The 19,293-nt window shown below is 71.4% G+C and carries 22 protein-coding genes and 3 tRNA genes; 22 read left to right on the top strand and 3 right to left on the bottom strand.

The window, feature by feature from the left end; genetic code table 11:
* Positions 1–97: 97 nt before the first annotated feature.
* The 5 genes from H976_RS0112940 to H976_RS0112920 are packed head-to-tail and all read left to right on the top strand — an operon-like array spanning position 98 to position 3,828.
* Positions 98–652 carry an RNA polymerase sigma factor gene (locus H976_RS0112940; protein WP_231388907.1) on the top strand — a complete coding sequence of 185 codons (555 nt, stop codon included), beginning with the start codon at positions 98–100 and terminating at the stop codon, positions 650–652.
* Positions 649–1,470, top strand: coding sequence for a zf-HC2 domain-containing protein (locus H976_RS30020; protein ID WP_027861888.1), 822 nt, complete (start codon positions 649–651; stop codon positions 1,468–1,470). Before H976_RS0112940 ends, H976_RS30020 begins: the two co-directional genes overlap by 4 nt.
* Positions 1,467–2,333 carry an ATP-binding cassette domain-containing protein gene (locus H976_RS30015; protein WP_027861887.1) on the top strand — a complete coding sequence of 289 codons (867 nt, stop codon included), beginning with the start codon at positions 1,467–1,469 and terminating at the stop codon, positions 2,331–2,333. Before H976_RS30020 ends, H976_RS30015 begins: the two co-directional genes overlap by 4 nt.
* Positions 2,330–3,211 carry a hypothetical protein gene (locus H976_RS0112925; RefSeq protein ID WP_027861886.1) on the top strand — a complete coding sequence of 294 codons (882 nt, stop codon included), beginning with the start codon at positions 2,330–2,332 and terminating at the stop codon, positions 3,209–3,211. The genes H976_RS30015 and H976_RS0112925 overlap by 4 nt, the downstream gene beginning before the upstream one ends.
* A complete protein-coding gene (locus H976_RS0112920) occupies positions 3,211–3,828 on the top strand; it encodes a hypothetical protein (protein ID WP_027861885.1) in 618 nt (205 codons plus the stop codon). The genes H976_RS0112925 and H976_RS0112920 overlap by 1 nt, the downstream gene beginning before the upstream one ends.
* Before the next feature lie 63 nt (positions 3,829–3,891).
* Here H976_RS0112920 and H976_RS0112915 read toward each other — a convergent pair whose 3' ends face one another.
* Positions 3,892–5,076 carry a CdaR family transcriptional regulator gene (locus H976_RS0112915; RefSeq protein ID WP_027861884.1) on the bottom strand — a complete coding sequence of 395 codons (1,185 nt, stop codon included), beginning with the start codon at positions 5,074–5,076 and terminating at the stop codon, positions 3,892–3,894.
* 85 nt (positions 5,077–5,161) lie between these two features.
* On the opposite strand from H976_RS0112915, the gene H976_RS0112910 reads away from it, so the two are divergent.
* From H976_RS0112910 to H976_RS0112870, 9 genes are all read left to right on the top strand, one after another.
* Positions 5,162–6,298 (top strand): ferredoxin reductase, encoded by a 1,137-nt coding sequence (locus tag H976_RS0112910; protein ID WP_027861883.1) that lies wholly within the window; start codon positions 5,162–5,164, stop codon positions 6,296–6,298.
* A gap of 34 nt (positions 6,299–6,332) precedes the next feature.
* Positions 6,333–7,481 (top strand): acyl-CoA desaturase, encoded by a 1,149-nt coding sequence (locus H976_RS26140; protein ID WP_081682870.1) that lies wholly within the window; start codon positions 6,333–6,335, stop codon positions 7,479–7,481.
* A 194-nt stretch (positions 7,482–7,675) separates the two neighbouring features.
* Positions 7,676–9,001: a cytochrome P450 gene (locus H976_RS0112900; RefSeq protein WP_027861882.1), complete on the top strand. Its 1,326-nt coding sequence runs from the start codon at positions 7,676–7,678 to the stop codon at positions 8,999–9,001.
* A gap of 5 nt (positions 9,002–9,006) precedes the next feature.
* Positions 9,007–9,354 (top strand): metallopeptidase family protein, encoded by a 348-nt coding sequence (locus H976_RS0112895; RefSeq protein ID WP_036226216.1) that lies wholly within the window; start codon positions 9,007–9,009, stop codon positions 9,352–9,354.
* A gap of 54 nt (positions 9,355–9,408) precedes the next feature.
* Positions 9,409–9,481: transfer RNA gene (locus tag H976_RS0112890), tRNA-Glu, on the top strand.
* Between the two features lie 152 nt (positions 9,482–9,633).
* Positions 9,634–9,710: transfer RNA gene (locus H976_RS0112885), tRNA-Asp, on the top strand.
* A gap of 92 nt (positions 9,711–9,802) precedes the next feature.
* Positions 9,803–10,240, top strand: a complete 438-nt coding sequence (locus tag H976_RS0112880) for an SRPBCC family protein (protein WP_027861880.1) — start codon at positions 9,803–9,805, stop codon at positions 10,238–10,240.
* A gap of 29 nt (positions 10,241–10,269) precedes the next feature.
* Complete coding sequence (locus H976_RS0112875; protein WP_036226213.1) at positions 10,270–11,856, top strand: NAD(P)/FAD-dependent oxidoreductase; 1,587 nt, start codon at positions 10,270–10,272, stop codon at positions 11,854–11,856.
* Positions 11,853–12,110: a hypothetical protein gene (locus H976_RS0112870; RefSeq protein WP_027861878.1), complete on the top strand. Its 258-nt coding sequence runs from the start codon at positions 11,853–11,855 to the stop codon at positions 12,108–12,110. Before H976_RS0112875 ends, H976_RS0112870 begins: the two co-directional genes overlap by 4 nt.
* Here H976_RS0112870 and H976_RS26135 read toward each other — a convergent pair.
* Positions 12,076–12,705, bottom strand: coding sequence for a hypothetical protein (locus H976_RS26135; RefSeq protein WP_051276773.1), 630 nt, complete (start codon positions 12,703–12,705; stop codon positions 12,076–12,078). The genes H976_RS0112870 and H976_RS26135 overlap by 35 nt on opposite strands.
* Before the next feature lie 107 nt (positions 12,706–12,812).
* Here H976_RS26135 and H976_RS0112860 point away from each other — a divergent pair, with 107 nt between their 5' ends.
* The 3 genes from H976_RS0112860 to H976_RS0112850 all read left to right on the top strand — a co-directional run bounded on the left by H976_RS0112860 (position 12,813) and on the right by H976_RS0112850 (position 13,955).
* Positions 12,813–13,325: a flavodoxin family protein gene (locus tag H976_RS0112860; protein ID WP_027861877.1), complete on the top strand. Its 513-nt coding sequence runs from the start codon at positions 12,813–12,815 to the stop codon at positions 13,323–13,325.
* 76 nt (positions 13,326–13,401) lie between these two features.
* Positions 13,402–13,475: transfer RNA gene (locus H976_RS0112855), tRNA-Phe, on the top strand.
* Positions 13,476–13,580: 105 nt separating this feature from the next.
* Complete coding sequence (locus tag H976_RS0112850; RefSeq protein WP_027861876.1) at positions 13,581–13,955, top strand: hypothetical protein; 375 nt, start codon at positions 13,581–13,583, stop codon at positions 13,953–13,955.
* A gap of 21 nt (positions 13,956–13,976) precedes the next feature.
* On the opposite strand, the gene H976_RS29535 is transcribed toward H976_RS0112850, so the two are convergent.
* Positions 13,977–14,402: an STAS/SEC14 domain-containing protein gene (locus H976_RS29535; RefSeq protein WP_196804058.1), complete on the bottom strand. Its 426-nt coding sequence runs from the start codon at positions 14,400–14,402 to the stop codon at positions 13,977–13,979.
* Positions 14,403–14,463: 61 nt separating this feature from the next.
* On the opposite strand from H976_RS29535, the gene H976_RS0112840 reads away from it, so the two are divergent.
* From H976_RS0112840 to H976_RS0112820, 5 genes are all read left to right on the top strand, one after another.
* Positions 14,464–15,291 carry a DNA-formamidopyrimidine glycosylase family protein gene (locus H976_RS0112840; protein WP_027861874.1) on the top strand — a complete coding sequence of 276 codons (828 nt, stop codon included), beginning with the start codon at positions 14,464–14,466 and terminating at the stop codon, positions 15,289–15,291.
* 64 nt (positions 15,292–15,355) lie between these two features.
* Positions 15,356–16,147: an SDR family oxidoreductase gene (locus H976_RS0112835; RefSeq protein ID WP_027861873.1), complete on the top strand. Its 792-nt coding sequence runs from the start codon at positions 15,356–15,358 to the stop codon at positions 16,145–16,147.
* 71 nt (positions 16,148–16,218) lie between these two features.
* The gene (locus H976_RS0112830) at positions 16,219–17,082 is read left to right on the top strand and encodes a nitrite reductase (protein WP_051276772.1); all 864 of its coding nucleotides are present in this window, start codon (positions 16,219–16,221) and stop codon (positions 17,080–17,082) included.
* 5 nt (positions 17,083–17,087) lie between these two features.
* On the top strand, positions 17,088–17,744 hold the full coding sequence (locus tag H976_RS0112825) for a precorrin-8X methylmutase (protein ID WP_196804066.1): 657 nt from the start codon (positions 17,088–17,090) through the stop codon (positions 17,742–17,744).
* The gene (locus tag H976_RS0112820; protein WP_027861870.1) at positions 17,741–19,246 is read left to right on the top strand and encodes a precorrin-2 C(20)-methyltransferase; all 1,506 of its coding nucleotides are present in this window, start codon (positions 17,741–17,743) and stop codon (positions 19,244–19,246) included. Before H976_RS0112825 ends, H976_RS0112820 begins: the two co-directional genes overlap by 4 nt.
* Positions 19,247–19,293 lie beyond the last annotated feature (47 nt).

Raw genomic sequence — 19,293 nt, 5'->3', positions numbered from 1 at the left:
GCTATTCGTTCTGGACTATCCGGTTTGTCGACCGACGGCTCCAAGATTGTCCTGCGCATCGTGATCCGATGTGCCCCCCAGGCGCGACAGTGTGTTCGTGCAGCAGTTCTCCGACTCCGAGCTCCTGGGTGCGATCGCCCAGGGTGACGAGGCCGCCCTGCGGGAGCTGGTGGAGCGGCACTCGGCCTGGTTGCTGCTGCGGCTGCGTCGGCGTACCCCCGACCAGGACCTGGCGGCCGAGGCGCTGCACGACGCCTTCGTCGCGGTCTGGCGGAGCCCGCGCTCGTTCCGGGGCGACGGGGACGTGGGTGCCTGGCTGTGGGGGATCGCGATCCGGCAGCTCGTCTCCCGGCTGCGGAAGCGGGCGCAGCCGGTGCCGATGGAGAGCCGGATGCTGTCGGCCCTGTCGCCGACCGTACGCAGCGCGGAGGACGAGCTGCTGGTCGCGGTCGAGCACGGCTCGGTCGGCGACGCCCTGCGCTCGCTCTCGCCCGAGCTGCGGCAGGTGCTGCAGGCGACGGTGATCGACGGGCTGTCCACGCGGGAGGCGGCCCATCTCCTCGGCATCCCGCAGGGCACGGTCAAGAGCCGTGCCCGCATCGCGAAGTCCAAGCTGCGCGAGCAGCTGATCTCGTTGGAGGCACGGTCATGACCTGGCACATCGATGCACCCGTCTGGGAGGCGTACGCCGAGGGACGACTCGAGCCGGCCGCCGAGCTGAGCGTCGAGTCCCACCTCGTCGGATGCCCGGAGTGCCGCTCGGCGGCGAGGTCGCAGGTCCCGGCCCGCACCGCGGATGCAGTGTGGTCCGACGTACGCCTCACCATCTCCGCTCCGAGCCCCTCGCTCCCGCAGCGGGCCATGCAGCGGCTCGGTGTCGCACCGGACGACGCCGTGGTCATCTCTGCCGCGGACGCGTTCCTGGTCCCCTGGGCAGTCGCCGTCGGCTTCGCCGTCGTGTCCGCCTGCGTCGTCGGGCTGGCGGGTCTCGGCCCGGCCAGCCGCGACGCGGCGTTCCTCGCGCTCGCTCCGCTGGTCCCCGTGCTGGCGGTGGTCACGTCGTACGACGCACTCGACCCGCTGCGCGAGCTGATGGCACCCACGCCATACAGCAAGCTGCGGCTCGCCCTTCTCCGGGCGGCCGCCGCCCTCGCGGTCGCCGTGCCGGCCACGATGATGATCGGGCTCGTCGTACCGCACATGGACGACCTCGCCCTGGCCTGGCTGGCGCCGGCGCTCGGGCTGACCCTCGCCGCGCTGGTGCTGCTCACCTGGCTCGAGGCGTGGGTGACCGCCGTGCTGGTCGCATCGGCCTGGGTCACGGTGGTCGCGCTGCTTCGCGTCGGGGACCGGGTCGATGCGCTGACGACGCCCCTCGGGCAGGTCGCCTTCGTGGTCGCGGCGGGCGGTCTCGTGCTCGCCCTGGTCCTGCGGACGTCGACCCTTCGCCTGCAGGGAGGAGAGCTGTGAGCGCCATCGCGTCATTCGACTCGGTCTCCAAGAAGTACGGCCGCGCCCCGGCGCTCCGGGCCACGTCTCTCAACCTGCACCGAGGAGTGGTGGGCCTGCTGGGGCCGAACGGTGCGGGCAAGACCACGATGCTGCGCCTCCTCTCGACGGCGCTGCCTCCGAGCAGCGGGCGCATCGTGGTCTGCGGCTTCGATGTCACCGAGTCCCACGCCGATCGCGTCGAGGCCCGCCGGCGGATCGGCTACTGCCCGCAGGAGGTCACCTTCCCGCGAGGGATGACGGCCTTCGCCTTCCTGGACTACCTCGCGGTGCTCAAGGAATGGACGGACAAGGGCAGACGGCACGCCGAGGTGGAGCGGGTGCTCGACCTCGTCCATCTCGGCGACCGAGGCGCCATGAAGATCGCCAAGCTGTCGGGCGGACAGCGCCGACGGCTCGCCATCGCCCAGGCCCTCGTCGGGTCCCCCGACCTGCTCATCCTGGACGAGCCCACCACCGGGCTCGACCCCGAACAACGCGCCTCCCTCCGTGGCCTCCTCTCCGGCCTGGCAGGGACGGTGCTGATCTCGACGCACCAGACCGAGGACGTCTCGGCCCTGTGCGACCGAGTGCTCGTCATCGACGCCGGAGCCATCCGCTTCGACGGCACCGTGACCGAGCTCCTGGCCACGGCAGCCGGCCGTGTCCACCTCGGACCCGCCGCCACCAGCGGCGCCGTCCAGACCTGGAAGACCGGAACCGGGCTGGTCCGGTCCGTCGGAGGGCAGCCCGCTCCCGACTCCTCTGTCGTCGACCCGTCGGTCGAGGACGCGTACCTGCTGCTCCGCTCGGAGCGGCACACACCACAAGGAGTCAACCCATGAGCACCACCTACACGACGAGCTCCACGCTGGGCGTCCTCGCCCGTCAGGAGATCCGCAACTACCTCACGCACAAGCTGTTCTGGTTCGGCGCCGCGATGACGGCACTCGTGGTCGTCTCGATGTTCGCGTGGGACGAGCCCGGCTCCGCCGCTGCCTACATGATCGGCCCCGGGGTCATGCTCGGTGTCCTCGGTCTCGTGGTCATGTTCGGGCTGACCCGTCGCTCCGACCGGGCGGCCGAGGCAGCCGGCGCGGTCGCCGTGCCAGAACGCACCCGCACGCTGGCGCTGGCCTGCGCCATCGTGGTGCCGTTCACGGCCGCGATGGTGGCCTACGTCGCCGCGGTCGTCGCGTGGTACGTCCGGCCGGCACGGGAGTGGATCGTCCCTCCGGGCGTGAGCGACCTGTTCGTCCACGCCCAGATGTTCGGCGACGGCGTCATCTGCGCGGTGGGCGGACCGTTGCTCGGGCTCCTGCTCGCGCGCTACCTGCCCAAGCGCGGTGTGGCCGCGATCGCCTCGGTGCTGCTGGTCCTGGTCACGATCATGCTGCAGGGCAACTTCGGCGGCGGGCAGCCCTACCGGGTGTTCTGGGTGTGGACCTACTTCCTCGGCCAGCTCGGCTGGGGTGCCGACGCCGACGGGTCCATCCACTTCAGGACGGCACCCGGCAATCCGTTCATCTGGGTGCTCTACCTGGTGGTCGTGTGCGCCCTCGGACTCGTGGTCGCCGTGCTCCACGACCCCGAGTCGGACCGGACCCGGCTGCGCAAGGTCGCACTCGGACTGGTCGGGCTCGCGCTGGTGCTCGGTGTGCTGACGATGTACGTCGGCTACACCGATGTGCTCGTGAACCCCATCCCCTGCTCCACCTGCTGATGACCAGCTACGTCGCCAGGGCGGTCCCGTGGACGCGGGTCGCCCTGGCGGCAGGGCTGGTCGTCGTACTGATGGAGCTCGTGCGCTGGAACCCGTGGGTGCTGTGGCCTTTGGAGGGGACGGCGGTCGGGCTGCTGGCGGGCGCGACCGCCTGGTGCTTCGACGAGACGTCCGCCGCCGTCGTCGACTCGGCACCTCGCGGCCTCGCCTGGCGCACGATGGCGCGCAGCCCCGGCGCGCTGCTTCTCCTCGTCACCTGGACGGCGGTCGTGCTCCACGCGGGCGCACAGACCATGTTCGGGCACCGCGACGAGATCTGGTTGCAGGGGGTCGCGGCATGCCTGGCTGGTGCGGCGTACACCGGTTGGCGACGTTCGCTCGGGGAGGCGTCGCCGGGGCTGAGGTTCGCCACCGCGGTCGTGCCGGCAACCACGGCGTGGGCGTTGCTCCGCCCGCTTGGCCACCACGTGTCGGCCTTTCCCTACGCCACCACCACCCCGGCCGGGTGGGAGCACAGCACCCTCGCCTGGGCCGCACTCGCCGGCGCCGCCCTCGTCGTCCTCGGCCTCGTGCTCGCCGACGCCCGCTGGTGGAGACTCCGCCTGGTCCAGCTCTGAAGCCGGATAGTCCAGAACACATGACCGGTCGCCAGCCTTCGTGGAGCGGCCTTTCGTTCTGGACTATCCGTCCTGGTCGACCAGCCCGAGCGCGATGGTGAGCTCGAGGATGGCGTGGGGGTCCTCGAGACGGTCGCCGAAGACCTCGCGGAGCTGGCCCATGCGGTAGCGGACGGTCTGGGGGTGCACGAACAGCTCGGCGGCCACGGCGTCGCGGCGGCCGTGGTGGAGCAGCCAGGAGCGCAGGGTCTCGGTCAGCTTCTCGGCGCTGGAGTCGCGCAGCTTGTCGAGCGGGGCGAGCACGCGGGCGCGCAGGTCGGCGTACGCCGCGGGGTCGGCGCTGAGGACCAGCTCGGCGAGGTGCTCCTCGGTGTCGGTGCCGAGCCCGAGACGGCGTACGCGCAGGGCGCGCTCGTGCGACTCGCGCACCTGGGCCCAGGGCCGAGCCGGTCCGGCGACGGCGCCGCGGCCCTCGAGCGTCCGCAGCAGCGATCGACGGGCGCGGCCGTGCACGTCGGGGACGAGCAGCAGGGCGACGCCCTCGCCCTCCTCGGCGGACAGCGCATCGGTCGCGCGCAGGGTCTCCGAAGAGACCAGGCCGAGCACGCCGCGGACCTGCGACTCCGGCACGATCACCGCCGTGAGCGTGCGCGGCGGCGTCCAGTCGGCGCGGGCAATCGCGGCCTCCACCGCCTCGGCGGGCGATCCGTCGACGAGGTTCTGGGCCAGGCGCTCGAGCAGGCGCTGGCGCACGCGCCCGGTGGTCTCCAGCTCGTCGTTGTGCCCGGCCAGGCTGGCGGCCGAGAGCTGCTCGATGTAGGCGAAGACCAGCTCCGCGAACAGCACGAGCGTCTCGGCGTCGACTCCCGTGCGCACCGCTGCGGAGGACAGCTCGCGCCAGGAGACCCGCGCGCCGATCCGGTACGCCGAGAGCAGGGCGTCGACCGTCCGGCCGCTGCGCGCCTCCCCACGACCGAGCTGGTAGGCGCCGTCGACCGCGACCGCCGTCGGTTGTGGGGCTCGCTCACCCTGGGACCGGGCGGCCAGCTGCACGAACCCGCCGAGCGCCGTCTCCACGGCCATCCGGATGGTCTCGCCCATCGCCCCACTGAGGGCGTCGGAGTAGCTCGGAACGTCGTCGATGATGGCCGAGACGGTGCCCTCGGCGACGTCGGGCAGGATGCGTTGCAGCTCCGTGACGGTGTCTCGACTGAGCCTGAGCGTGGTGGGCGTCACTTCATCGACCATCTTTTGTCCTCCGCGAACAATCGAGCAGGGTTGATTCACGCGCTCTGGTCATGACTTTAACCGGTTTTCACACCACTCTGGATACATGGCCACGACGACCTTCCCCACCGGCGACGCCTGGCGTCCCCTGGCGCTGGGCCGTTCGATCCGCGACGGCGCCCGCCGCCTCGCCGAGCTGGCCGCGACACCGCTGGTGCCGGCCGACTACCTCGACGTGTTCAACCCGTTGCGCCGCGGCGCCGACCTCCGCGGCCGGGTCGTCTCGGTGACGCCCGAGACCGAGGACGCCGCGACCCTGGTGATCAAGCCCGGCGCCGACTGGGCGGGACACATCCCCGGGCAGTACGTCCGCGTCGGCATCGACGTCGACGGCGTCCGCCTGTGGCGGGCCTACTCGCTGACCCACGGTCCGCGGGCCGACGGCCACATCTCCATCACCGTCAAGGCGGTGCCGGAGGGCAAGGTCAGCAACCACATCGTCCGCGACTGCCGTCCCGGCACCCTCGTCCACCTCGAGCAGGCTGCCGGCGAGTTCGTGCTCCCGCCCGAGGGCGGCAAGTTCCTGTTCGTCACCGCCGGGTCCGGCATCACCCCGGTCATCGGGATGCTGCGCAACCTGTTCCCGGTCGCCGACTCCGGCGCGGTGCGCCTCGAGCGGAGCGCCGACTTCGACGTCACCGTCGTGCACGTCGCACCCAGCGAGCCGCACTCGATCTTCATCGACAACCTGCGCTCGCTCGACGAGGCCGGGATGATCCGCCTGGTCGCGCGGTACGACGACGAGCACGGCATCCTCGACGTCGACGACCTCGACGAGCTCGTGCCCGACCTGCAGGAGCGCACCACCTTCGCGTGCGGTCCCGCCGGCCTGCTCGACGCCCTCGAGACCCACCACGCCGAGCGCGGGATGACGCTGCTCACCGAGCAGTTCCGCGTCACGCCCCTGGTCGTCGGCGAGGGCGGCACCGTCAGCTTCCTGAAGAACGGCACCACCCTCGAGGCGACCGGCGATCGGCCCATCCTCGAGCAGGCCGAGGAGGCCGGCGTACTCATGCCGAGCGGGTGCCGCATGGGCATCTGCTACGGCTGCGTGCTGCCGATGCGCGAGGGCTCCGTGCGAGACCTGCGCACCGGCGAGATCACCACCGCCGTCGAGGGTGACGGCGTCCGCATCCAGACCTGCATCAACGCTGCCGCCGGCAGCTGCCAGATCGACCACTGACCGGTTTCGACAAGCTCAACCACAAGGAGAGCCCATGACCGTCCTGCAGAAGAAGCCCACCAGCCCCATCGACCACCTGTCCCCCGAGGACATCGAGGAGATCGGTCGCGAGCTCGACGCGATCCGCGCCGAGTTCATCGAGAAGCGCGGGGCCAGCGACGCGGCGTACATCCGCAAGGTCATCGACACCCAGCGCAAGCTCGAGCTCGGCTCGCGCGCCGTACTCCTGTTCTCGCTGTTCCCGCCGGCCTGGTTCGTGGGTACGGCGGGCCTCTCGGTCGCCAAGATCCTCGAGAACATGGAGATCGGCCACAACGTCATGCACGGCCAGTGGGACTGGATGCGTGACCCGAAGATCCACTCCACGACGTGGGAGTGGGACAACGCCTCGCCGGCCGAGCAGTGGAAGCACTCGCACAACGAGCTGCACCACAACTTCACCAACGTCGTCGGCAAGGACAACGACCTCGGCTACGGCATCATGCGCGTCGACGAGGACCAGCGCTGGCACCCCGTCTACCTCGCGCAGCCGCTGTGGAACTTCATCAACGCCTGCTTCTTCGAGTACGGCATCGCGGCCTACGACCTCGAGCTCGGTCGCGCGATCAAGAAGAAGCTCACGAAGACCCCGGCGTTCAAGGCCAAGCTCCGCGCCACCGGCCGCAAGATCCGTCGCCAGGTGACCAAGGACTACGTCGTCCACCCGATCCTGTCGGGCCCGTCGTTCCTGCACACCATCACCGCAAACTTCACCGCCAACCTGGTCCGCAACCTGTGGACCCACTCGGTGATCATGTGCGGCCACTTCCCCGAGGGCGTGCAGACCTTCGAGAAGCACTCCATCGAGGGCGAGAGCAAGGGCGAGTGGTACGTCCGTCAGATGCTCGGCTCGGCCAACGTCTCCGGCTCCAACGCGATGCACATGATGACCGGCAACCTGTCCTTCCAGATCGAGCACCACCTGTTCCCCGACCTCCCCAGCAACCGCTACAAGGAGATCGCGCCCCACGTGAAGGACGTCTTCGAGCGCTACGGCCTCGAGTACACGACCGGCTCGCTGGTGAGCCAGGTCGCCTCGGCCTGGCACAAGGTGATCCGCCTGTCGCTGCCCAACAACTTCATGGGCACCAACGCGACCCCGACGCCGCTCCCGCAGCGCGAGGAGCGCCCGGTCGCCGCCTGAGGACCTCGGGCGGGCCGGGGGGCCGCCCGCGGACATGCGAGTGTCACTGATGTGGCGGGCGAGCCGGACTTCCGGCTCACCCGCCACATTCGCATGTCCGGGGGAGCTCGCTGGAGGAGACCTCCGACACAGCCCGCCCCGACCTCACCGCGGGTCCGGCAGACTCGGTGCCGTACCCGAGGACAGGAGCAGGGATGTCGTTGCTCGAGCCGGTGAAGCCCACGGTGCGGTGGGCCCTGGGCCACGGACTGCCCAAGGTGCTGATGCGCCGGGCCGCGCGCCAGGGCGACGTACAGGGCCGCCTGATCGCCGGCGGGGTGGTCGAGGACAGCGAGGGGCTCTACGACCTCGCTGACGAGATCCGCGCCAGCGGGCCGTTGCACCGGTCGAAGTACGCCCTGATCACCGCCACGCTCCCGACCGTGAAGGACGTGCTCACCAGCAGCGACTTCCGGTCCGGCATCTTCGAGCCCGGAGAGGGGTTGCTCGGTCGCATCGGCGTGTGGGCCGAGGATCCCGACCAGCTCGGGCCTCTGGTGCCCCCCTCGCTGCTGGTCAGCGAGCCGCCCGACCACACCCGCTACCGCAAGCTGGTCACGCGGGTGTTCACGGCCAGGGCGGTGGAGAACCTCCGTGGTCGCACCCAGCAGATCGCCGACGAGCTGCTCGACTCCCTCGACCCGAGCAGCCCGGTCGACCTCGTCGCGGCGTACTGCAGCCAGCTACCGGTGACCGTGATCGCCGAGATCCTCGGCGTACCGCCGGAGGACCGCGAGCGGGTGCTCGAGTTCGGCAACGCCGCGGCGCCCAGCCTCGACCTCGGTCTGGGGTTCCGCGAGTTCCGTCGCGTCGAGCGAGGCCTGAAGGAGTTCGAGACCTGGCTCGACGCGCACCTGAACCACCTGCGGCGCGAGTCGGGCGACGACCTGATGAGCCAGCTCGTACGCGTCCAGGAGGAGGGCGTCGGGCTCGACGACGCCGAGCTCAAGGCCACGGCCGGGCTCGTGCTGGCGGCCGGCTTCGAGACCACCGTCAACCTGCTGGGCAACGGCATCGCGCTGCTGCTGCAGCACCCCGACCAGCTCCAGCGGCTGCGCGAGGACCCGTCGCTGTGGCCCAACGCCGTCGACGAGGTCCTCCGCGTCGATCCCCCGGTGCTGCTGACCGGCCGGCTGTGCACCGCGGACACGGTCGTCGCCGGTGTGCCCGTACGACGGGGCGAGGTCGTCACCACCCTGCTCGCCGGGGCCAACCGCGATCCCGGTGTCTTCGACGACCCGGACACCTTCCTCGTCGGCCGGCCCAACGCCCGCGACCACGTCTCCTTCTCCGCCGGTCGCCACTACTGCCTCGGCGCCGCCCTCGCACGCATGGAGGGCGAGGTCGGTCTGCGGACCCTGCTCGAGCGCTTCCCCGACCTCCGGCTCGAAGCCGGCGCAACCCGGAGACCGACCCGCATCCTGCGTGGCTACGAGCGGCTCCCGGCGCGCCTCGTCCCGTCCGGCGACCGCGTGGCGTGAGCGGCATGCAGGTCGGCGAGGACGAGTTCGACGCGCTGGTGGCCGAGGCGCTCGACGGGATCCCTGCCGAGCTGACCAGCCTGATCGACAACTGCGTCGTACTCGTCGAGCCGGAGCCGCCCGCTGACGACCCCGACCTGCTCGGCCTGTACGACGGCATCCCGCTCACCGAGCGCGACAGCAGCTACACCTTCCTGCCGCCCGACCGGATCTTCGTCTACCGCGGGCCGTTGCTGCGGATGTGCGAGTCGGCCGAGGAGCTCGTCGAGGAGGTCCGCATCACCGTCGTACACGAGATCGCGCACCACTTCGGCATCGACGACGACGAGCTCCACGACCTCGGCTACGCCTGACCGGGCGGTCCCCTACACTTTCCTCCGTTGCGCTCGGCCCGCCGGGCGCATCGGGCCCCCATCGTCTAGCGGCCCAGGACCCCGCCCTTTCACGGCGGTAGCACGGGTTCGAATCCCGTTGGGGGTGCGGGTGCGGGGTCCCGACCCCGGCTCCGCCAACGGCGGTAGCACGGGTTCGAATCCCGTTGGGGGTGCTCGATTCGGAAGCGACCCCCCGTATGGGTTAGCATTCCGTGGCTTCGCTTCCAGAGCGAACCGCACGTTGCACAGCACCATCCAGGCCCCGTAGCGCAGTTGGTTAGCGCGCCGCCCTGTCACGGCGGAGGCCGCGGGTTCGAGTCCCGTCGGGGTCGCCATCATCGCGACACACCACCAGCTCCGGTCAGTCGACCGGGGCTGGTCCTGTCCCCGGAGTGTGCCGGTCCGATTGCCGGGTACCTTCACGCACATGACCACCGTCGAGCGCGTCATCAACACCACCCCGCAGCGCGTCTGGGAGGTGTTGGCCGACGGCTGGCTCTACCCCCTCTGGGTCGTCGGAGCCACGCGCATGCGAGACGTCGACGAGGACTGGCCGGCTGTCGGGTCGCGGATCCACCACTCGGTCGGCGTCTGGCCGGCGGTGCTCGACGACGACACCGAGATCACCGCGTGCGAGCCGCTCCAGAAGCTGTCCTTGCGTGCCAAGGCCTGGCCGTTCCTCGGCGAGGCCGACGTGACGCTCGACCTCAGCGTCCAGGGCGCCGGCACCCGAGTCGTGATGAGCGAGGACGCCGCGAGCGGGCCCGGCAAGCTGGTGCCCAAACCGGTGCGCGCACCTGGCATCCAGTGGCGCAACACCGAGAGCCTGCGTCGCCTGGCCTTCCTGGCCGAACGCCGACCGTGACCCAGAAGTGACTCAGAAGTGATCCAGCCGTGAACCGGTACGACGCGATCGTCATCGGCTCGGGACCCAACGGCCTGGTCGCCGCCAACCACCTCGTCGACGCCGGCTGGTCGGTGCTCGTGCTGGAGGAACAACCCGACCTCGGCGGCGCGGTCCGGAGTGACAACGACGTGCATCCGGACTTCGTGCACGACACCTTCAGCGCGTTCTACCCGCTCGCAGCCGCGTCGCCGACGATCCACTCCTTCCGTCTCGAGGAGCACGGCCTGGTCTGGCGACACGCACCCGCCGTGCTGGGCCATCCCCTCCCCGACGGGTCCTGGGCCCTGCTCGACCGCGACCGTCAGGTCACCGCCGGCTGGTTCGACGACCGGCACCCCGGGGACGGCAGCGCCTGGCTGGAGCTGTGCGACCGGTGGGACGTCATCGGCGAGCAGCTGATCCAGGGACTGCTGACCCCGTTTCCGCCCGTGCGAGCCTCGATCGGTGGGTTGCTCCGGCTCCCCCGCGCCGGTGGTCCCTCGCTGGTCAAGGACCTGCTGACTCCCGCCGACGAGCTCGGGCGAGCGTGGTTCGGTGGAGAGGCACCGCAGGTTCTGCTCGCCGGCAACGCCGGCCACGCCGACATCCCGCTCGACGAGCGCGGGTCCGGGCTGATGGCACTCCTGATGAGCATGATGGGCCAGACGGGTGGCTTCCCGGTGCCCGAGGGCGGGGCAGGAGAGCTGACCCAGGCCCTGGCCCGGCGACTGCGGTCGTTGGGTGGGGAGGTGCGGTGCTCCTCGCCGGTCGACCACATCGGTACCTCGCACGGACGCGCCCGCACCGTGCACGCGGGCGGTGAGACCTTCACCGCCGAGCGGGCCGTGGTGGCGACGGTCGTCGCGCCCAGGCTGTACGGTGACCTGCTGGACCCCTCCGTCGTACCCGCACGCGTCCGTCACGGGATGCGCCGCTTCCAGCTCGACCCGTCGACGGTGAAGGTCGACTGGGCTCTGAGCGGACCGGTCCCCTGGGCCAGTGCGCCTGCCAAGGCACCGGGCACCGTGCACATCGCGGACAGCGTCGCCGACATGGTCGAGGCGACCAGCCAGGTCTCCGACGGCTACATCCCCGCGCGGCCGTTCATGCTGGCCGGTCAGATGACGACGAGCGACCCGACGCGATCGCCTCCCGGTACCGAGTCGATGTGGGCCTACACCCACGTGCCGCAGAAGACCCGCAGCGACGCCGGTGACGGCGGCATCCGCGGAGCCTGGGACCAGGACGACCTCGAACGGTTCGCCGACCGGATGCAGGCGCGGTTCGAGAGGCTCGCGCCCGGGTTCGGCTCGCTGGTGTCTCAGCGGCGCATCCTGGGCCCCCACGAGCTGGAGAGCCGTGACGCCAACCTCATCGGCGGTGCCATCAACGGCGGCACCTCCCGGCTGCGTCAGGAGCTGGTGCTCCGCCCGGTCCCGGGTCTGGGACGGGCCGAGACCGGCGTACCCGGCCTCTACCTCGGTGGCGCCTCGGCCCACCCCGGCGGCGGGGTGCACGGCGCCGCGGGCATGAACGCTGCCCGCGCCGCGCTGGCCCATCACCGGGTCCGACGACTGACCGGGAGGCGTGGGTGACGGTCTACGTCGCCTGGGTCTCCGAGCTCCCCGAGCCCCACCTCCCCGGTCCGTGGACGGAGGTCCGGGTCGCCGCACCCGGCCTGCTCCTCATCGACAGCAGCGACACGTTGTCGCGGGTCTTCCACGAGCTGAAGTGGGCGCTGTCGGAGGACGCCAAGCTGTTCGTCGCCCCGGTGGCGGCCACTCCGAAGCTGCGCGGGGTCGAGGCCGGGACACTCAGCTGGCTGCGGGAGCGGACCCCACGTCCCTAGCGGCCACGTCCCTAGCGGCCACGTCCCTCGCGGCCACGGCCATCCCGGCGGCCCAACCCGGTGCCCGGCCGCCCATGGGCGGCACGACGTCGGACAGGTCGTGCCCGCTGACCGACAGGGCCCAGGACACCAGCGAGTTGGAGTTCCACATCTCGCCCGCGCGTTGCTCGTCCCGGCCCCAGGTCGCGGTGGGGAATCGCCGGACGGCCCGCAGGAAGCGCTCGACCCGCGCCGGGTCGGTGTCGATCCGGACCGGGCCTCCGACGGCGTACGCCCGATCGGGGATCACGCCGCCTCGCCAACAGCGGATCTCGTAGCGAAACCAGCGGGAGCGACCGAGCCACGGCCGGCCGACGGCTCCCTCGGCCACGACGCCGCGATCACGCAGGTCCGATGCCCACACCGGTGCCATCTCGACCACGAACTCGGCGTCGTCGACGAACACCCGGAGCGCCGAGTGGAACAGCGGGCGGGACGGACGTCTCTCCAGTCGCGCACTGGCTGCCTCGTAGGCGCGGCCGGAGAGTCGCACGAGTCCCGTCGGCTCACCGGCTCCCACCGGCAGCCAGTACAGCTCGATCCGCACGTCGGCCATGTCCACACGATGCGGTGTGAGCTCACGGACCAGAAGTGCCGTTGTTCCTTTCGCTCGGTGACCATCGACCCTGCACCCGGGCGAACAGGCAGCGCCACGCTGGGACCATGAACACGAACGCACTGGTGATCGTCGAGTCGATGTGGGGCAACACGCGCGCGGTGGCAGAAGCCGTGGCCGCCGGGATCGGCGCGGAGTGCACGGTCCTGGACGTGCAGGACGCGCCGTCGACCGTGCCCGACGGCGTGAGCCTGGTGGTGCTCGGAGGTCCGACGCATGCCCTGTCCATGTCCCGGCAGCGGACACGCGAGGGTGCGGTGGAGCAGGGCGCTCCCGCCGGTCACTCCGCTCGCGGCCTCCGTGAGTGGCTCGGTGAGGCCGCCGTCGGGGAGGCCATCGACGTCGCGACGTTCGACACCAAGGTGCTGAAGGGACGGCGGTTCGCGGGTTCAGCCGCCAAGGCCGCCGCGAAGTCTGTCCAGCGGCACGACCTCGGACACCTCGTCGCGACCGAGGACTTCTACGTCTCCGGGACGGCCGGGCCGCTCGTGCCCGGCGAGCTCGAGCGTGCCCGCGAGTGGGGATCCCACCTGGTCGAGATCAGCTCGACGATTGCGTGACCATCCGCGTTTTCGTGGCCCTCGGTGCATCCGGTAGAGTTCCGCGACGTCTCCGGAGGGATCCGGAGAGCGGTGCGGGCAGGTAGCTCAGTTGGTACGAGCGTCCGCCTGAAAAGTGGAAGGTCGGCGGTTCGACCCCGCCCCTGCCCACCGCGAGAGAACCCGTTGGCCCGTGTCCGGGCCGGCGGGTTCTCTGCTTGTCCGGTGGTCGAGGAGCAAGGGTCGCTGACCGCACGGTCGGTACGCTCCAGAGGCATGGAGGAGATGAAGGCTCGCCGCGTCGTCGATGCCCTGCGCGAGCGCGGCACCGAAGCCGACCTGGCCCGGGTGGGCGTGCACCAGTTCGGGATCAACATCACGCTCCCCGACGGGCGAGAGGCGACGTGGGACTCCGACGACACCGCCTCGCTCGAGGCGCAGGTGATGCGCAACGGCATGCTCGTGGGATTCGTCCCCGAGATCCCCGGCTCGGACAGCTACACCGAGGAACAGATCATCGACGCCATCGTGCGCACCGACTACGACCAGCCGATCGCGACGCAGAAGTCCACCGCGCCGCCACCCGCGCCGGCCCTGCCGATCAAGGGCGGGCTCTTCCGACGGTTCATGGACGGGTTCCGCTACCGCTGACCGACGATCCCGTGCCCTCGGTCAGTCATCGTCGATCCCGACCAGCCACGCCTTGGCGTCCCGCACGTCGTCGGACTCGAACACCCTGACCTCGCCCGGCATCATCCAGCCGAAGGCCTTGACGGCGTGCTCGAGCCAGTCGGCGTCGGAGACGATCGCGACGCGCTCCCAGCCCTTGAGGTCCTTGAACCACAGCTTGCTGTCCGCCCACATCGCACCCGGCGAGTAGGACGACTTCTCGTCGAGCACGTAGAGCAACCTGACCTTGCCGTGCTCGAGCGCCGCCTCGACGGCCGGCACGAGCACGTCGCGGTAGTCGTCGTCGGTGACCTTCCCGCTCGCCTCGAGCCCGATCGTGCCGAGGGGCATGTCCTCGACGACCTTGATCACGATGGCTCCTCTCGTCGTACCCGCCATCGTGGTCGGGCGTACGACGGCCTTCCTCACCCCAATCGGGCGAGGAACCGGGCACAGGCATGCCACGGGTGCCACTGGGCACAGTGGGCCAATGCCGGAGCTGCCCGAGGTTGAGTCAGCCCGCCAGGTGATCGAGCGGTCCGCGCTCGACCGACGCATCGTCGCCGTCGACGACTCCGACACCTACGTGTGCCGCCCGCACCGGCCGGGTGAGATCGAGGACGCACTCCGGGAGCGCCGGCTGCTGGCCGTCCACCGACGGGGCAAGCTGATGTGGTGCGAGACCTCCGGCATCAGGTCGCGACGGGGTGAAGGCCCGCTGCTGTCGATCCACCTCGGCATGAGCGGGCGCATCGTGGTCGACGGGCCTCACGACGCCGAGCCCGACGAGGGCGGGGACGCCCTGCCCGGACGACCTGGGTCGGCGTCACGCCGCGACACCTGGTCCCGGTTCGCCCTGCAGTTCGCCGACGGTGGGCAGCTGCGACTCCTCGACCCACGTCGGCTCGGCCGGATCCGGCTCGACCCCGATCTCGACGCGCTGGGACCGGACGCCGGTGAGATCGACCGCGGCGAGTTCCGGGAGCGGGTCGGCCGGGGCACGGCCCCGGTGAAGGCCAGGCTCCTCGACCAGTCGACCCTGGCCGGCGTGGGCAACCTGCTCGCCGACGAGGCACTCTGGCAGAGCGGGCTCGACCCGCGTCGCCCGGCGCGCGAGCTGTCCCCCGACGAGCTCGACGCGCTGCGCCGCCAGCTGCGCCGGGCGATCAGGCGTGCGATCCGGCACGGCGGCGTCGGCGCAGGAGAGATCGTCGAGCACCGGCGCCCGGATGGCCACTGCCCGCGCTGCGGGAGCGAGCTGCGGCGCGCCACGGTCGGGAGCCGTACGACGTGGTGGTGCCCGCGCGAGCAGCGCTGACGCAGCCTCATCATCACGGCGCGAGCGGGTACGAGGACGCAGCGGCGACGACGAGGAGGACCACATGACTGGCGCGTTCCCACGACTGGCGGTGGTGACCGGCAGCGACTCCGGCATCGGGCAGGCGGTGGCGACCTTGCTGGCCACCGAGGGCTTCGACGTCGGCCTGACCCGGCACAGCGATGCCGAAGGGGTGAGTGAGACCGCGACCGCCGTCGAGGAGCGCGGCCAGCGGGCGTACGTCGAGCCGTTCGACGCATCCGCTCCCGACGCGGGCGACGTCGTCGACCGGCTGGCCGACCAGCTCGGCGGACTCGGTGTCCTCGTCAACGTGGCCGGCACAGGTCACAGCGAGCGCGCCACGGAGCTCTCCTTCGAGAGGTGGCGCGAGGTCCTGGCGACCGACCTCGACGGGCCGTTCCTGTGTGCCCGGCAGGCAGCGCGGCGGATGATCGCGGCCGGCCAGGGTGGCCGGATCATCAACATCACCAGCGTCCACGAGCACGTGCCCCGGCTCGGGGCTTCGGCGTACTGCTCGGCCAAGGCCGGTCTCGGCATGCTGACCAAGGTGCTGGCTCTCGAGCTCGGTGAGCACTCCATCACCGTCAACTCGGTCGCGCCCGGCGAGATCTCCACCGAGATGACCGGCATGGACGAGTCGGCGGCCTACCACGAGGACCGCCCCGGGAACCCGCTCGGCCGCCCCGGTCACGTGCACGAGGTGGCCGCGCTCGTCGGCTTCCTGGCCTCACCGCGGTCGGCGTACGTCACCGGGGCGTCGCTGACCGTGGACGGCGGCCTCAGCCTGATGGCGGCTCACGGGCACGACGACGCGGTCGGCTGGCGCGACCTCTGAGCGTCCTCCGTGCCGTGCAGCGCGAAGCTGCTTGGTAGCCTGCGGCGGTCTCCCAGCCGTAGAAGGCGATCGTGCCGTCCTCCACCGTTCATCCGCTGCGCTCCCGCCGCGACCGCTGCCCCGGCGTCTTCCGGCCGTGGCCGGCCGGCGACGGCGGACTGGTGCGCCTGCGACTGGTCGGCGGCCGGATCCCGGGTACGTCGCTGGCAGCGCTCGGCGAGGTGGCCGGCAGGTTCGGCGACGGCGACGTGCACCTGACCAGGCGGGCCAACCTGCAGCTGCGCGCGATGCCGACCCACGGCGACGGGCTCCCCAGCGAGGTCGTCGAGGCGATCGCCGCCACCGGGCTGCTGCCCTCGCGGAGCCACGAGCTGGTCCGCAACGTGATGGTCTCCCCGCAGACCGGGTTGGCCGGTGGACGCACCGACCTGAGGACGGTGGCGAGCGAGCTCGACCGGTTGCTGTGCGACGACGAGGCGCTGGCGTCGCTGCCCGGGCGCTTCCTGTTCGTGCTCGACGACGGCCGCGGCGACCTGGTCGAGCGCAGCTGCGACCTCGGACTCGTCGCCCTCGACAACACGTCGGCCCAGCTGCGGGTCGGAGAGGGCCGGGGTCCCGTCGTACCCCTCGACGAGGCGGCCGGCGCGCTGGTCGAGCTGGCCCGCCGGTTCCTCGTCGTACGTGGGGGCGGGGCCGATGCGCCGTGGCACGTCGAGGAGCTCGCCGAGCCGTTGGTCCCCGCTGTCGACGCCGATCCGCGGACGCCGGACGGCTGCCCCCCGTTGCCCCACGGCGTCGTCGAGGGCGGCACCCACGTCGCCGTACCCCGCGGTGTCCTCGACCCCCCGGCACTGCGACGACTGGCCCCGCACGCCGAGCTGGTGGTGACGCCGTGGCACGGTGTCCTCGTTCCGGAGGGTGAGGAGGACCAGTGACGGGGATCGAGCAGCCGGCGCGGCGCTACGACTACATCGCGGACGGCCCGGCCATCTACGTCGAGTCGTTCGCCACCATCCGTCGTGAGGCGTCGCTCGACCTCGTGCCGGCCGACGCCGAGAAGGTCGCCGTGCGGATGGTGCACGGCAGTGGACAGGTCGACCTCGTGCCCGACCTCGTCTTCCACCCCCGGCTCGTCCCGGCCGCGCGCGTTGCGCTGAGGAGTGGTGCCGACATCCTGTGCGACGCCCACATGGTCGCGATGGGAATCACCGCCGGACGGCTCCCGGCCGACAACGAGGTGCGCTGCTTCCTGCGGGACGAGCGGGTGCCCGACCTCGCGAAGGCGTGGGGTACGACGCGCACGGCTGCCGCCGTCTCGCTGTGGGAGCCGCACCTCGAGGGGGCCGTCGTCGCGATCGGCAACGCCCCGACCGCACTGTTCCACCTGATGGAGATGCTGATCGCTGGCGCTCCCCGGCCGGCAGCGATCATCGGCTGCCCGGTCGGGTTCATCGGCGCCGCCGAGTCGAAGGACGCCTTGGTCGCACTCGCGGACGAGCACGGCGTCGACGTCCCCTTCGTCACCGTCAGGGGTCGCCGCGGCGGCTCGGCAATGGCATCGTCGGCCGTGAACGCGCTCGCCCAGGAGGCGGAATGAACGGACGGTTCTACGGCGTCGGCCTCGGTCCCGGCGACCCCGAGCTGGTCACCCTCAAGGCCGCGCGGCTGATCGCTTCGGCCGACGTGATCGCCTACCACGCCGGGGTGGGCAAGGAGTCGAACGCGCGTCGCATCGCTGCCTCGCTGATCCCCTCCGGGGTGGTCGAGGAGGAGCTGCGCTACCCGGTGACGACCGGTGCGACCGACCATCCGGGTGGCTACGCCGGTGCGATGGCCGAGTTCTACGAGGAGTCGGCATCGCGGCTCGCGGTGCACCTCGAGGCCGGTCGGACCGTCGTACTCCTGGCCGAGGGGGACCCGCTGTTCTACGGGTCGTTCATGTACATGCACGACCGGCTCGCCCCGCGCTTCCCCACCGAGGTCGTTCCCGGCGTGCCGGCCTTCACCGCAGCGACAGCCGCCGTGGCGTCGCCGCTGGTGCGGCAGACCGACGTGCTGACGGTGCTGCCCGGCACGCTCCCCGAGCCCGAGCTCGCGCGCCGGCTGGCCGACACCGACGGGGCGATCATCATGAAGCTGGGCCGCACCTTCCCCGCCGTACGTTCGGCGCTGGAGCAGGCCGGTCGTCTGGAGCACGCGATGTACGTCGAGCGGGCCTCGATGCCCTCGGAGCGGTGGCTGCCGGTGGCCGAGGTCGATCCGGCGACGGTGCCGTACTTCTCGCTGATAGTGGTGCCGGGCGACTCGGTGCACGAGGAGCCGGGCGGACGTCGGGCATCGCTGCCGGAAGCCGCTCCCGCCAGCCAGGTCGCCGAGCTCCTCGTCGTGGGCCTCGGCCCCGGTCCGGACGAGTGGATCACCCCCGAGGTCTCGGCGGCGCTCGAGCAGGTCGACCACGTCGTCGGCTACGGCCCCTACGTCAACCGCGTCCCGCAACGGGCCGGTCTGACCCGACACGCCTCGGGCAACACCGTCGAGGTCGACCGGGCGCGGTTCGCCCTCGACCTGGCGAGCCGGGGCGAGAAGGTGGCGGTGGTCTCGGGCGGTGACGCCGGTGTCTTCGGGATGGCGTCCGCGGTGTTCGAGGCGGCTGCCGAACCGGCGTACTCCTCGGTGAGCGTGCGGGTGCTGCCCGGCCTCAGCGCGGTGCAGGCGGTGGCGGCGCGGGCCGGCGCCCCCATCGGTGCCGACTTCGCGGTGGTCTCGCTGTCCGACCGGCTCAAGCCGTGGGCGGTGGTCGAGAAGCGGCTGCGGGCGGTGGCCGAGGCCGACCTCGTGCTGGCGATCTACAACCCGGCCTCGCGATCGCGGACCGAGCAGATGGTGGCGGCCCAGAAGCTGCTGCTCGAGCACCGGCCGGCCGACACCGTGGTGGTGGTCGGTCGTGACGTCGGCCGCGAGGAGGAGTCGCTCACGGTCACCACGCTGGCGGAGCTGGACGCAGAGTCGATCGACATGAAGTGTCTGCTGATCGTGGGCGCGACCTCGACCCGTCGTACGCCCTCCGGCCAGGTGTGGACCCCCCGCTACGTCCGCTGAAGCCCCGCCGAGAGGGCACTTCTGGTTGCGTGCAGTGCGCCGAGAGG

This window comes from Marmoricola sp. URHB0036, from assembly GCF_000426045.1.
In the GTDB taxonomy this organism is placed as follows: Bacteria; Actinomycetota; Actinomycetes; order Propionibacteriales; family Nocardioidaceae; genus Marmoricola.
Note: the sequence above shows the minus strand (reverse complement) of the source record. Positions and strands in the feature narration are given on the sequence as shown.

What these genes read in the sequence shown, in the direction of transcription:
- H976_RS30020 (WP_027861888.1), top strand. Translation starts at nt 649, where the DNA reads ATGACCTGGCACATCGATGCACCCGTCTGGGAGGCGTACGCCGAGGGA.
- H976_RS0112925 (WP_027861886.1), top strand. Translation starts at nt 2,330, where the DNA reads ATGAGCACCACCTACACGACGAGCTCCACGCTGGGCGTCCTCGCCCGT.
- H976_RS0112920 (WP_027861885.1), top strand. Translation starts at nt 3,211, where the DNA reads ATGACCAGCTACGTCGCCAGGGCGGTCCCGTGGACGCGGGTCGCCCTG.
- H976_RS0112915 (WP_027861884.1), bottom strand. Translation starts at nt 5,076, where the DNA reads ATGGTCGATGAAGTGACGCCCACCACGCTCAGGCTCAGTCGAGACACC.
- H976_RS0112910 (WP_027861883.1), top strand. Translation starts at nt 5,162, where the DNA reads ATGGCCACGACGACCTTCCCCACCGGCGACGCCTGGCGTCCCCTGGCG.
- H976_RS26140 (WP_081682870.1), top strand. Translation starts at nt 6,333, where the DNA reads ATGACCGTCCTGCAGAAGAAGCCCACCAGCCCCATCGACCACCTGTCC.
- H976_RS0112900 (WP_027861882.1), top strand. Translation starts at nt 7,676, where the DNA reads ATGTCGTTGCTCGAGCCGGTGAAGCCCACGGTGCGGTGGGCCCTGGGC.
- H976_RS0112895 (WP_036226216.1), top strand. Translation starts at nt 9,007, where the DNA reads ATGCAGGTCGGCGAGGACGAGTTCGACGCGCTGGTGGCCGAGGCGCTC.
- H976_RS0112880 (WP_027861880.1), top strand. Translation starts at nt 9,803, where the DNA reads ATGACCACCGTCGAGCGCGTCATCAACACCACCCCGCAGCGCGTCTGG.
- H976_RS26135 (WP_051276773.1), bottom strand. Translation starts at nt 12,705, where the DNA reads ATGGCCGACGTGCGGATCGAGCTGTACTGGCTGCCGGTGGGAGCCGGT.
- H976_RS0112860 (WP_027861877.1), top strand. Translation starts at nt 12,813, where the DNA reads ATGAACACGAACGCACTGGTGATCGTCGAGTCGATGTGGGGCAACACG.
- H976_RS0112850 (WP_027861876.1), top strand. Translation starts at nt 13,581, where the DNA reads ATGGAGGAGATGAAGGCTCGCCGCGTCGTCGATGCCCTGCGCGAGCGC.
- H976_RS0112840 (WP_027861874.1), top strand. Translation starts at nt 14,464, where the DNA reads ATGCCGGAGCTGCCCGAGGTTGAGTCAGCCCGCCAGGTGATCGAGCGG.
- H976_RS0112835 (WP_027861873.1), top strand. Translation starts at nt 15,356, where the DNA reads ATGACTGGCGCGTTCCCACGACTGGCGGTGGTGACCGGCAGCGACTCC.
- H976_RS0112820 (WP_027861870.1), top strand. Translation starts at nt 17,741, where the DNA reads ATGAACGGACGGTTCTACGGCGTCGGCCTCGGTCCCGGCGACCCCGAG.